Here is an 11,638-nt window from a genome sequence, read left to right on the forward strand (position 1 = left end):
ATCCGGCCGTCCGCCGAGAGGCGGTGTTGACAGACATCCGAGTACCAGTCAGGCATGGCGGACGATCACGGCCCGCCTCGCGTCCGGGACTCAGAGCAGCTCGCGCAGACGGTCGGCCAGGAGGTCCCAGCGCCACTTCTCCTCGACCCAGGCGCGGCCCCGCTCGCCCATGCGGCGGCGCAGCTCCGGATCCCGCAGGAGGGCGGCGATCCGGTCGGCCGCCTCCTCGGGGGCGCCACCGCGGACCACCCAGCCCGTCTCCCCGTCCAGGACCGCGTCCGGGGCCCCGCCCGAGTCCCCGGCGACCACCGGCAGCCCCGTGGCGGAGGCTTCGAGGTAGACGATGCCGAGGCCCTCCACGTCCAGCCCGCCCCGCCGGGTGCGGCACGGCATCGCGAAGACGTCGCCCGCGCCGTAGTGGGCCGGCAGCTCGGCCCAGGGCACCGCCCCGGTGAAGACCACCGAGTCCGCGACCCCCGTCCTGGCCGCCAGCGCGCGCAGATCCGCCTCGTAGGGGCCGCCGCCGACGATCAGCAGCGCCGCGTCCGGCACGGCCGCCAGGATCCGCGGCATCGCCTCGATCAGGGTGTCCTGTCCCTTGCGCGGGACCAGGCGGGACACGCACACCACCACCGGCCGGTCCGAGAGTCCGAGACGGGCCCGGACCTCCTCGCCGCCCGAGCCCGGGTGGAAGGTCTTCTCGTCCACGCCCGGCGGCAGTTGCACCATCCGCGCGGCCGCCGGCCCGGTCAGCGCCGAGGCGATCCGCGAGCGCGTGTACTCGCCCAGGTAGGTCAGCGTGTCCGTGCCCTGGCCGATCCGCCGCAGCAGCTGCCGCGCGGCCGGCAGCTGCGCCCAGCCCGCCTCGTGGCCGTGGGTGGTGGCCACGATCCGGCGCGCCCCGGCCCGGCGCAGCGCCGGGCCCATCAGCCCGAGCGGGGCCGCCGCCCCGAACCACACCGACTCGCAGCCGTGTTCGCCCAGCAGGCTCACGGCCCGCCGGGTCACCCGCGGGGTCGGCAGCAGCATCGTCGTACGGTCGCGCACCACCTGGAACGGCTGCTCGGCGTCGAAGGCCGCGGTGGCCTCGCGGCCCTCCGCGCCGTGCTTCCAGGTGGAGGCGTAGACGACGATCCGGTCGGGGTCCAGGCGCAGCGCCATGTTGTGCAGGAAGGCCTGGATGCCGCCCGGTCTCGGCGGGAAGTCGTTGGTCACGATCAGGGTCTTGTGCATCGCCTGCCGACAGTACCCGAAGGCCCGGAGCGGTCGGCGGCGAGAGGGCTTTCAGCGGAGAGAGGTGCGCAAGGCCTCCTGCCAGGCCTTGGTCAGCCCGGCCCGGTCCACCCCCAGCGCCGCGTCGAGCGCCTCGGGCAGGGGTTCGCGCCCGGCGCGCCCGTACAGCTCCACCAGGGCCGCCTCGCCCCACCGCCCGGCGATCAGCCGGCAGGCCAGCCACGCCCCCTCGTACGCCCGCGCCAGGGCCTCCGGGTCGCCGCCGAAGGCGAAGGCCTCGTCCGCGGGCAGGTCCCCGGGCAGCTCGCCCCGCCGCACGGCCCGGCCCAGGGCCGGTGCGGCCTGCGCCGGGGTCTCGTCCGAGCTGCGGTACGCCACCCAGTCCGCGAAGCCCTCCGACAGCCACAGCGGGGTCCTGGCCGAGGTCGCGGCCCGGGTGGCGACGTGGGTGACCTCGTGGGTCAGGACGATGCTCCGGCCCGCCGCGCTGAGCTGCGCGTACCCCTCGGGGTTGATCACGACCCGGTCGGCGGGGCCCGGCGCGGCGTCCACCCTGCCGGTGGTGACGGCGCCCATGCCCCGGTACTCGGCGGCGGGCCGGCCCAGAAGCGCCGCCATCCCGTCGAGGGAGCCGGGGACCAGCACCACCACCCGCCGGGCCCACGCCCCCGGCCAGGCGGCGGTCACGGCGGGCACCGCCCGGTCCGCCTCCGCGGCGATCGCCGACAGCGCAGCCTGGCCCTGGCCGGCGCCCAGGACCAGGGCGTACGAGCCCCGGACCACCGTCACCGGGCCCTGGTCCCACAGCTGCGGCTGGGCGCCCGGCGCAGCCCGGTCCCCGGTGACCCGCCACCGGCCGCCGGTCTCGCGCAGCTGCACCTCGCGGCCCGAGCCGGCGGGGGCCGCGTCGTATCCGGCGAGCCGGTAGTGCAGCTGCGCCCGGGCGGTGGCCGCCGCGCCGCTGCGCCGGACCGCGGTGACCTCGTACGCCCAGCCCTCCAGCGGGATCGGGGCCAGTTGCGGGGGCGGCGTCCGCGACCAGGCGGCGACGGCCTGCCGGATGTGCTGCTCGGCCCGGTCCGCGGAGGGCGCCCCGCAGCCCGCGAGCAGCCCGCACAGCAGGAGCGGCAGGATGCGGACGAGGGTGCGGCGGACCGGGAGCACCAGCCGATCGTACGCAGGACCGGCCGGGCCGCCTCAGGGCCGGGTCACCGAGGACACCGGCATCATCCCGACCGGGTCGTAGCGCACCCGCGCCCCGGGGTAGGGGGCGTGCACCACCTGGCCGTTGCCCACGTACATGCCGACGTGGCTGGCGTCCGAGCGGTACGTGACGAGGTCGCCGGGCCGCGCCTCCGAGAGCGGCACCTGCCGGCCCGCGTACCGCTGGGCCTGGGAGGTGCGCGGCAGGGAGACGCCGGCCTGCCGGTACGACCACACCATCAGGCCGGAGCAGTCGAAGCCGGAGGGGCCGGTGGATCCCCACACGTACGGACGGCCGACGGCGGCCCGGGCGGCCATCACCGCCGCCGCGGCGCGGCCCGAGGAGGGCCCGAGCGAGGACGGGTCGGGCAGCCCCTCGGGGCGGCCGCCGGAGCGGGAGGCCCGCTCGAAGTCGGCGCGCTCGGCGGAGGGCAGGGAGTTCAGGAGCTGCCGGGCGGCGGTCAGCTTCGCGGTGACGGCGCGCTTCTGGCGGGCCACGTCGGCGCGCACGGCGTCGAGTTCGGCGAGTTTGAGGGAGGCCTCGTGGCGCTGCTGGGCCAGTCGGCGCTGCTCCTTGCGCAGTTCGTCGAGCTGTCGGGCCTGGCGGTCGGTGAGCCGGTCGAGGGTGGAGGCCTTGTCGAGGTACTCGTCGGGGTCCTCGGAGAGCATCAGCTCGACGGCGGGGTCGATGCCGCCGGAGCGGTACTGGGCGCCGGCGAAGGTGCCGAGGACCCCGCGCATGGTGTTGATGCGGTCCTGGCCGCGGGCCAGTTCGTCCTGGGCGTGGTCGATCTCGGTGCGCAGCTTGTCGGCCTTCTCGCCCGCCTTGTTGTAGCGCTCGGTGGCCTGCTCGGCCTCCTCGAAGAGCCGGTCGACCTGGGCACGGGTGCCGCCCGCGGGTTCCTGCGGCAGGGCCGGGGCCGCGCTCGCGGGGACTCCCGCCAGGGCGGCCGCGGCGGTGGCCGCGGCAGCGGTGAGGACGGTGACCTTGGTGTTCCGGTGGAGGCTGGTGAAACCGGGCCGGCGATGGGACGCCACGTCAAACCGCTCCCTTCCGCTGCGCGGGCCCCGGGTCCGCCCCCCGTGGACGGCCGTGTGCCGGGTTTCCGCGCTGGCAGACAGTAGCCGCAGGGCCGCACACCGACCAACGACCCCCACAGGGCGCACATGCTGACGCCCCGCCGGAGACGCAGGTCACCGGCGGGGCGCGGGGTCACATCGGGGCCGTGCAATTCGCCCGGATGGGCGGTGTACGGCGCGCCCCCCGTCAGGGGGCGTGCGGGCGGTGCGGGCCCGCGGGGGCGTCAGATGCGGACGCCGAACTGGAACGGCATGTTGTTGATGGACTCGTACTTGACGCCGCCGCGCGGGTTCGAGGCGTGCAGCACCATTCCGTTGCCCGCGTACAGGCCCACGTGGTGCAGGTCGCTGTAGAAGAGCACCAGGTCACCGGGCTGGAGTTGGCTCTTGCCGATGCGCGTGCCGTCGTTGGCCTGGGTGTAGGTGGTACGGGAGATGCCGACGCCGGCCTGCTTGTAGGCCCACTGGGTCAGTCCCGAGCAGTCGAAGGCGCTCGGGCCGGTCGCGCCGGACACGTACGCGCTGCCCAGCTTGGTCTTGGCGGCTTCGAGGGCGGCGCCCGCCCGGCCGGAGACCTTCACGTTGCCGAGGTCGGCGCGGTCGCTGTCGCTGCGGCTGGCGCGGCTCTCGTCGTCCTTGAGCTGCGCCCGCTCCTGCGCCGTCAGGGTGTTGAGGAGGGCCTGGGCCTCGGCGAGCTTGTCCTGCGAGGCCTTCTTCTTCTCGCCGAGCTCCTTGCGGGTGGCGTCGAGGTCGGCGAGCTTGCCGGCGGCCTCCTGGCGCTGCTGCGCGAGGCTGCGCTGCTTGGCCTGGATCTTCTGGACCGCTTCGACCTGCTTGCCGCTCAACTGCTCCAGGGTGGAGGCCTTGTCGAGGTAGGTCTCGGGGTCACCGGAGAGGAAGAGGGCGACGGACTGGTCCATGCCGCCGGTGCGGTACTGGGCGCTCGCCATCGAACCGAGCGTGCTGCGCAGCTGGTTGAGCTCGTCCTGGCCCCGGGCGACCTGGTCCTGGAGCTGCCCGATCTCCTTCTCCAGCTTCTCCTGGCGCTCCTTGGCCCCGTTGAACTTCTCGGTGGCCTGCTCCGCCTCTTCGTAGAGGGCGTCGACCTTGGCCTTGACCTCGTCCTTGCTCGGCTGCGCAGGAGCGGCGGAGGCGCTGTGGGCGGAGAGGGCGACCGCCGCGGCGGCCGTGGCGGTGAGCACGGTCACACGAGTGCGGGTCGGCTGCTTGGGTCGACGGTGGGACGCCACGAAGGCGAGCTCCTTCTTCCTAGAGCCGCCGAAGAACGCAACTCGGCGACACCTTCGCCGTCACCCCGAATGAGTGACCTACCGCACGAAGGTTTGAGCAGACCCTAGTGACCCTTCTGTGATCAGTTCAAATCCTGCCGAGAAAAAATTCGGTCGCCGACCAGGTTCTTTACCTACAGCCCACGCTCCGTGCAGGGCACTTGACGGTACGTTCCACAGCCGCCCCGCCAAATCGGGCATTACGTCGAGGAGTTACGAAACGCGCGAAAGCCGCTTCAACAACAAGGCGGACGTAACGGGCCGGGCTCCGGCCTTGGCCACGCCGTCGGCCACCTCGCGGTCCGTGGAGACCACGACCACCGGCCGGCCGGGCGGTTCCGCCCGTACCAGCTGGCGGATCAGCTCGTCCGCGGTCACCCCGGCTTTGGAGAACAGCACCCGTACTCCGCGCGGCGGCGCGAGCAGCACCGGCGCCGCGAGTTCCGCGCCGTCGAAGACACAGGTCATCTCCGCCCCGGTCTGCGCGGCCAGCATCGACAGCCCGCCCAGCAGCCGCAGGCGCTGCTTCTCCAGCGGCATCGTCGGATAGCCGGTCTTGGTCACGTTGTAGCCGTCGACCACCAGGTGCACCTGGGGCAGCGCCAACAACTGGTCCAACAGCGCCGGATCGGTCTCCGACAGCGCCCGCGCCGCGATGTCCTTCGGGGTCATCCGGCCCGGCTCCACCGCGTCCACGGTGTCCGCGGGCCGCGTCGAGACCGGCGGCAGGGCCAGCTCGCGGCGCAGCCCCTGGGCCGCGTCCAGCACGGTGTCCAGCAGCAGGCGCAACCGCATGTCCTCGACGCTGCGGCCCTCGCGGGTGGCCCGGCGCGAGGTCTCCAGCGCCGCTTCCACCTCCGCGAGACGGGACTTGAGCCGCCGGGTCTCGCTCTCGGCGGCGGCCACCTGGGCGGCCGCCTCGCCGCGGATCCCGTCGATCTCGGCGGTGACCTTGCGCAGGGCCGCCTCGCCGCGCTTCACATCGCTGAGGGCGCTGCGCAGTTTGCGCTGAAGCGATTCCGCTTCCTTGCGCGCCGCTTCCAGTTCGACCCGTACCTGGTCGCCGCCGGACCGCTGCAGCTCCCGTACCTGGGCCAGCTCCTCGCGCAGCCGTTCCAGTTCGCGCCGGGTCTCCTCGCCGATCCGCTCGGCGTCCGCGCGCTGCGCCTCCTCGCCGGCGGCGGCCACCAGCTTGACCCAGCCGACCGGCCGCAGGACGTACGCCGCCGCCGCCACGTCCAGCGGGTCCGCGGCCGCGGGCGGTGCTCCGGACTCCAGAGCGGCGGCCAGTTCGGCCTGCGCCTCGCGCACCTTCTCGGCGACGCGCCCGCGGAAGACGGCGTCGCCCTCCACGGCCGCGGCCATGGCGTTGCCCGCGAACTTGGCACGCCGGGACGGGGTGAACCGCGCGTACTGGCGCAGCTGCGCCGGAAGGTCCGCGACCGTCAGTCCGCCGAAGGCGTCCGAGACGAGCGCGACGACCCGGCGCCGCACGCCCTCCGGCAGCGGGCGGTCGAGCACCTCGGCGGCGTCGCCGGCCGCGTCGGCCGGCTCAGCGCCGCTTGCTGGCTCCACAATCCGTCACCCCTACCGTGATGATCCACCTGTGGGCCCCGATCCGTCAGGAGTCGGCGCCCGGCCTGTCCACGAGCTCGATCTGGTCCACCGCGTTGCACCAGCGGCAGCGGACCGACTCGATGGTCTCACTGACCACCTCGCGCTCCTCGACCTTGGGCTCCCCGGCAAGATCCAGGTGGACGTACTCCACGACCTTCGACGAACGAGTGACATCGAAGCGCGTGAGGTTGCCGCACAGGGTGCAGCGCCACCGCGTGGTGCCGGTCGGCAGGGGAACCGTCATCAGGCCGCTCTCTCCTCTGTATCTTGCGTATCTTTCAATTAAAGCCGGTCCGATCCTGGTCCGATCGGAGCCGCCCGTCTGCATCAATCAGCGAGCCGCAGCACGTAACCCTACGGCCTGCCGGTGCCCCGGGTGGGCCCGGTTGGGCCATGCTCGATCGCATGATCGTAAGGTGGCAGGCCCTGCGCGGGGCCGCGAGGGGCCCGGTGGTCACCCACGTACTGATCGCCGGCTGCTGCGTGGTGTTCCTGCTCGGCCCGGCCTCGGGCCTGAATCCGTCCTACGGAGCCGGTGAGCAGCTGCTGGAGACGGGGACGGACTACTTCCGGCGCTGGGGCGTGGTCCCGGACCAGCTCTTCGCCGGGCAGGGCCGGGCCCTGCTGACCCCGCTCACCGCCCTGTTCGTGCACGGCAGCTGGCTGCACCTGCTCGGCAACATGCTCTTCCTGCACGTCTTCGGCGCGATGGCCGAGGAGCGGATGGGCCGCCCGGAATTCCTCTGCTTCTACGTATGTACGGGCTACCTCGCCCTGGCGGCGTACGCGGCGGCCAACGCCTCCTCCGACCAGACGCTGGTCGGCGCCTCGGGGGCGATCTCGGCGGTGCTCGGCGCCTTCCTCTGCCTGTTCCCGCGGGCGCGGGTGACGAGCCTGTTCCCGTTCCTGTTCTTCCTGCCGCTGCGCTTCCCCGCGTGGATCGTGCTGCTGTTCTGGTTCGCCCTCCAGTGGGTGGCGGCGCACCGCGCGGGCAGCGGTCCGGGGGTGGCGTACCTGGCCCACCTGGTCGGCTTCTCGGTCGGCTTCGTCTACGCGTGGGTGCGCTACCGGCGTACGACTAGAGTGAGTCGACCAGCGACGGCCACCGAGGGAGACAGCCAACCGTGATCACCGCGATCGTGCTCATCAAGACCAGCGTGGACCGCATCCCCGAGATCGCCGAGTCCATCGCCGCGCTGGACAGCGTCAGCGAGGTCTACTCCGTCACGGGGACCTACGACCTGATCGCACTGGTCCGCGTGGCCCGCCACGAGAACCTGGCGGACATCATCCCGGGCCGCATCAGCAAGATCCCGGGCGTGGAGGCCACCGACACCCACGTGGCGTTCCGTACCTACTCCCAGCACGACCTGGAAGCCGCCTTCGCGATCGGCCTGGACGCGTAGACGCGCGGTAACCGCCCGCGGCTCGCTTCAGCGGCCGTCCACCAGGTCCAGGACGGCGGCGAGCGCCTGCCGCAGCACGGGCCCGTGCCGCATCGGGACCCGGTCGGCGCCGGGACGCGGACGAACGCCCCGGTCGGCCAGGTAGTACAGCTGCCGCAGGGTGCGCATGGTGTTGGACGCCCACGCCGGGGCGGGGCCGCGGCCCATGGACCGGATCCCCTCCTCCAGCGGCGACAGCCAGCCGGTGGCCTGCTCCCCGGTGAGCCCGGGCCGGTTCAGGACCTGCGCCAGCGCGAGGGCCAGTCGGTCGTCCTCCTGCTGGTCGAACACGTACGGGGTGGGCGCGAGCAGCCGCGCCGCGCCGAGGCCGAGCATCCGTACCGGGTCCACCTCCGGGCGCAGCCCGAACGCGGCCAGCAGATCTGCCCCGTGCGCGGCCGCGTGCAGCCAGCCGAGGGTGTCGTCGTGGCCGCGCAGGTCCTCCTCGGCCGGGTACCAGTGCGCGAAGGCGTCCACCCACGCCGGGCTGAACTCGCCCGCCTCGACCAGCATGTCCAGCACCAGGGGGGCGAACGTGCGGGCCTGGATCCGCGGATCGGCGAAGCGGGCGGCCATCTCGTCGCCGAGGGCCCGCCGGCGCGGGGCGTCGATCACGCCGCGCGCGATCCAGGTCGCCAGGACGGAGTAGGCCGCCCCGTCCCGTACCTCGGGGTCCGGATCGGCCAGAGCCCGCGAGAGCCCGGCGACCAGGTCGTCGAGGTCGTGTCCCTCCGGGACGGCGTATCCGGCGTCTTCGACGGCCTGCCACGTGATCACGACAGCAGAGTACGGAGCCGACACCCGTCCGGCCAGCGATTATCGGCGGGACGGGATCCGGCGCCCTGGGATCAGACCGCCGGGACGCAGCGGCCCTCCTCGGTGCGGTACTGCCACTTGGCCCCGTCCGCGACGAGTTCCCACACGGCGTGGACGAACCGCTCGACGTGCTCATCGGGGGTGCCCGCGCCGAAGCTGACGCGGATGGCGTTCAGAGACCGCTCCCCCGGCGCCGCCTCCGGCGCTCCGCACTCGCCCGGCTCCTGCGGCTCGCTGCCCAGCAGGGTGCGGACCAGCGGGTGGGCGCAGAAGAGGCCGTCGCGGACGCCGATGCCGTACTCGGCGGACAGCGCGGCCGCGAAGTGGGAGCTGTTCCAGCCGTCCACCACGAAGGAGATGACCCCGACGCGCGGGGCGTCGTCCCCGAAGAGGGAGAGGATCCGGACCGCCGGGACCTCCGCCAGGCCCTCGCGGACCTTCGCGACGAGCCGCTGCTCGCGGGCGACGAGGCCGTCGAAGCCCGCCTCCGTCAGCGCCCGGCAGGCGGAGGCGATGGAGTAGACACCGATGACGTTCGGGGAGCCGGCCTCGTGGCGGGCGGCCGTGGTGTGCCAGTCGACGTCCACGCCGCCGTCCTGGCGCCGGGCGACCTTCCGGGAGGCACCGCCGCCCGCGAGGTACGGCTCCGCCTGCTGCAGCCAGTCCGCCCGGCCGGCGAGCACGCCCGAGCCGAACGGCGCGTACAGCTTGTGCCCGGAGAAGGCGACCCAGTCCACGTCCAGCTCCTGCACGGAGACGGGGTGGTGCGGGGCCAGTTGGGCGGCGTCCAGGACGATCCGTGCGCCGTGGGCATGCGCGGCGGCCGCGAGTTCCTTCACCGGCCACAGCTCGCCGGTCACGTTGGACGCCCCCGTGACGCAGACCAGGGCGGGGCCGTACGGCTCGCGTGCGGCCAGGGCGCGCTCCAGGGTGTCCACGGCCTGGGCCGGGGTCCGCGGGGCGTTGAGGTAGGTGACCTGGGCGTCGCGCCACGGCAGCAGCGAGGCGTGGTGCTCGGTCTCGAACACGAACACCTGGCAGTCGGACGGGAGTACGGCGGCGAGCAGGTTCAGGGAGTCCGTCGTGGACCGGGTGAAGACCACCTGGTCGGCGGGCCGGCAGTCGAGGAACTCGGCGACCGCGGCGCGGCTCTGCTCGAAGAGATCGGTGGACAGCTGGGAGAGGTAGCCGGCGCCGCGGTGCACGCTGCCGTAGTAGGGCGCGTACGCGGCCACGTCGTCCCAGACCCGCTGCAGGGCGGGGGCACTGGCCGCGTAGTCGAGGGCCGCGTAGGTGACCTCGCCGCCGGTGACCAGGGGGACGGTGACGTCCCGGCCGAGGACCGGCAGCGGTTCGGCGCAGGCGGGGTCGACGGCGGTGGCGGTGGTGGTGGTGGCAGCAGTGTTCAGGGATGCGGACATGGCGGTATCTCCCGGCAGGCAGGGCGGAATGGCTTCGGTGTGCCCGTACGCGGGTACGGCTCGGCGGCCGTCCGGGGTACGGGGAGGTCCTCGGACGACGGGGGGGCGCACGGAAGTGACCCTGGTCCGAGGGGTGAAGAAGGGGCGGATTCGCCCTATCGCATTCGCTTGCTCACGGAAAACGCTCCTCGATGGACCAGGACCCCTGGTGTCGAGGGATCCGCGCTTGCCGTAGGCCTTGCTGCCTACGACCTGGTCATCACCCGGGGCACCCCGCCACGGAAGGAGGGTTGCCGGACAGCAAGCCGGGGCCTAAACGCTGTCACTCGTGACCTGGTCAGCATCCTGCCACAAGATCCTCCGCGCACAAGGCCCCGGTCCACATGCCGGACCGGGGCCTAGTCTCAAAAACGAACACACCTCATGCGTTGCTGGCGGCCACCCAGCGCTCAAGCGCCGCCCGGGCGGCGCCCGAGTCGACGGACTCCGCCGCGCGGGCGATCCCGGCCCGCAGCTGCTCCTCCAGTGAGCCGGTGCCGGGGTCCAGGGCGACCAGGGCGGCCGCCGAGTTCAGCAGGACCGCGTCGCGGACCGGGCCCGTCTCCCCCGCGAGCAGGCGGCGGGCGACGTCGGCGTTGTACGAGGCGTCCGCCCCGCGCAGCTGCGATACGTCGACCAGCTCGATGCCCACGTCCCGCGGGTCGAAGGGCTGCTCGTCCACCCGGCCTTCGCGCACCCACCACACCCGGGACGTGGCGGTCGTCGTCAGCTCGTCCAGGCCGTCGTCGCCGCGGAACACCAGCGCCGAGGAACCTCGCTCGGCCAGTACGCCCGCGACGATGGGGGCCACCCGCGCGTCGGCCACGCCCGTGGCCTGCGCCCGCACCCGCGCCGGGTTGGTCAGCGGTCCCAGGAAGTTGAAGGTGGTCCGGATGCCCAGTTCCTTGCGGGCCGCGGCCACGTGCCGCAGCGCCGGGTGGAACTTCACCGCGAAGCAGAAGGTGATCCCGGCCTCCTCGGCGACCTGTACCACCCGCTCGGGCGGCAGGTCCAGGTTGACACCGAGCTTCTCCAGCACGTCCGAGGCCCCGCTCGCGGAGGACGCGGCCCGGTTGCCGTGCTTGACGACCTTGGCGCCGGTGCCCGCGACCACCACGGCCGACATGGTGGAGATGTTGACCGTCTTGGCCCCGTCACCGCCGGTGCCGACGATGTCCACGGTCCGGCCGGGCACCTCGATCAGGTTGGCGTGCTCGTACATGGTCCGTACGAGGCCGTTGATCTCCGTGACCGTCTCCCCCTTGGCCCGCAGCGCGACCACGAAGCCGGCGATCTGGGCGTCGGTGGCCTCCCCGCGCATGATCCGGTCCATGGCCCACGCGGTGTCCTCGGCCCGCAGGTCCCGGCCGCCGAGCAGGGCGTCGAGGATGCCCGGCCAGCTGCGGGCCGCCACGCTGTCGCCGCCTGCCGGGGTCACAACGTTCATGGTCCGCTCCTGAAGGTCCACGTCGAATGGGAAGGGCTTCAGCCTATC

At 73.4% G+C, this 11,638-nt stretch carries 11 protein-coding genes and 1 riboswitch; of the genes, 2 read left to right on the plus strand and 9 right to left on the minus strand.

All coding sequences use genetic code 11. The annotated features are described in order from the left end of the window. Positions 1-90: 90 nt before the first annotated feature. From AC0666_RS13970 to AC0666_RS13995, 6 genes are all read right to left on the minus strand, one after another. Complete coding sequence (locus tag AC0666_RS13970) at positions 91-1,233, minus strand: glycosyltransferase family 4 protein (protein WP_468967182.1); 1,143 nt, start codon at positions 1,231-1,233, stop codon at positions 91-93. A 51-nt stretch (positions 1,234-1,284) separates the two neighbouring features. Beyond that, positions 1,285-2,397, minus strand: coding sequence for a hypothetical protein (locus AC0666_RS13975; RefSeq protein WP_478707640.1), 1,113 nt, complete (start codon positions 2,395-2,397; stop codon positions 1,285-1,287). A 33-nt stretch (positions 2,398-2,430) separates the two neighbouring features. Beyond that, a complete protein-coding gene (locus AC0666_RS13980) occupies positions 2,431-3,474 on the minus strand; it encodes a C40 family peptidase (protein ID WP_468967188.1) in 1,044 nt (347 codons plus the stop codon). A gap of 266 nt (positions 3,475-3,740) precedes the next feature. Then, positions 3,741-4,766 carry a C40 family peptidase gene (locus tag AC0666_RS13985; protein ID WP_478707641.1) on the minus strand — a complete coding sequence of 342 codons (1,026 nt, stop codon included), beginning with the start codon at positions 4,764-4,766 and terminating at the stop codon, positions 3,741-3,743. Between the two features lie 252 nt (positions 4,767-5,018). Next, positions 5,019-6,383 carry an NYN domain-containing protein gene (locus AC0666_RS13990; RefSeq protein WP_468967594.1) on the minus strand — a complete coding sequence of 455 codons (1,365 nt, stop codon included), beginning with the start codon at positions 6,381-6,383 and terminating at the stop codon, positions 5,019-5,021. Between the two features lie 43 nt (positions 6,384-6,426). Then, on the minus strand, positions 6,427-6,666 hold the full coding sequence (locus AC0666_RS13995) for a hypothetical protein (RefSeq protein ID WP_361721745.1): 240 nt from the start codon (positions 6,664-6,666) through the stop codon (positions 6,427-6,429). A 161-nt stretch (positions 6,667-6,827) separates the two neighbouring features. On the opposite strand from AC0666_RS13995, the gene AC0666_RS14000 reads away from it, so the two are divergent. Together AC0666_RS14000 and AC0666_RS14005 are read left to right on the plus strand one after the other, a co-directional pair. After that, complete coding sequence (locus AC0666_RS14000; RefSeq protein ID WP_468967192.1) at positions 6,828-7,550, plus strand: rhomboid family intramembrane serine protease; 723 nt, start codon at positions 6,828-6,830, stop codon at positions 7,548-7,550. Continuing rightward, the gene (locus AC0666_RS14005; RefSeq protein WP_008738815.1) at positions 7,547-7,828 is read left to right on the plus strand and encodes an Lrp/AsnC family transcriptional regulator; all 282 of its coding nucleotides are present in this window, start codon (positions 7,547-7,549) and stop codon (positions 7,826-7,828) included. Before AC0666_RS14000 ends, AC0666_RS14005 begins: the two co-directional genes overlap by 4 nt. Positions 7,829-7,855: 27 nt before the next feature. On the opposite strand, the gene AC0666_RS14010 is transcribed toward AC0666_RS14005, so the two are convergent. The 3 genes from AC0666_RS14010 to trpD form a co-directional block, all read right to left on the minus strand. Then, positions 7,856-8,644 carry a DUF2785 domain-containing protein gene (locus AC0666_RS14010; RefSeq protein ID WP_468967196.1) on the minus strand — a complete coding sequence of 263 codons (789 nt, stop codon included), beginning with the start codon at positions 8,642-8,644 and terminating at the stop codon, positions 7,856-7,858. Positions 8,645-8,715: 71 nt separating this feature from the next. Then, the gene (locus tag AC0666_RS14015) at positions 8,716-10,104 is read right to left on the minus strand and encodes an aminotransferase class V-fold PLP-dependent enzyme (RefSeq protein ID WP_468967198.1); all 1,389 of its coding nucleotides are present in this window, start codon (positions 10,102-10,104) and stop codon (positions 8,716-8,718) included. Positions 10,105-10,321: 217 nt separating this feature from the next. Continuing rightward, a riboswitch (SAM riboswitch) is annotated at positions 10,322-10,438 on the minus strand. Positions 10,439-10,525: 87 nt separating this feature from the next. After that, the gene (gene trpD / locus AC0666_RS14020) at positions 10,526-11,590 is read right to left on the minus strand and encodes an anthranilate phosphoribosyltransferase (protein WP_468967201.1); all 1,065 of its coding nucleotides are present in this window, start codon (positions 11,588-11,590) and stop codon (positions 10,526-10,528) included. Between the last annotated feature and the right edge of the window lie 48 nt (positions 11,591-11,638).

The sequence above is a fragment of the Streptomyces sp. NPDC043680 genome (assembly GCF_056436685.1).

What these genes read in the sequence shown, in the direction of transcription:
- trpD (WP_468967201.1), bottom strand. Translation starts at nt 11,590, where the DNA reads ATGAACGTTGTGACCCCGGCAGGCGGCGACAGCGTGGCGGCCCGCAGC.
- AC0666_RS14015 (WP_468967198.1), bottom strand. Translation starts at nt 10,104, where the DNA reads ATGTCCGCATCCCTGAACACTGCTGCCACCACCACCACCGCCACCGCC.
- AC0666_RS13970 (WP_468967182.1), bottom strand. Translation starts at nt 1,233, where the DNA reads ATGCACAAGACCCTGATCGTGACCAACGACTTCCCGCCGAGACCGGGC.
- AC0666_RS14000 (WP_468967192.1), top strand. Translation starts at nt 6,828, where the DNA reads ATGATCGTAAGGTGGCAGGCCCTGCGCGGGGCCGCGAGGGGCCCGGTG.
- AC0666_RS13995 (WP_361721745.1), bottom strand. Translation starts at nt 6,666, where the DNA reads ATGACGGTTCCCCTGCCGACCGGCACCACGCGGTGGCGCTGCACCCTG.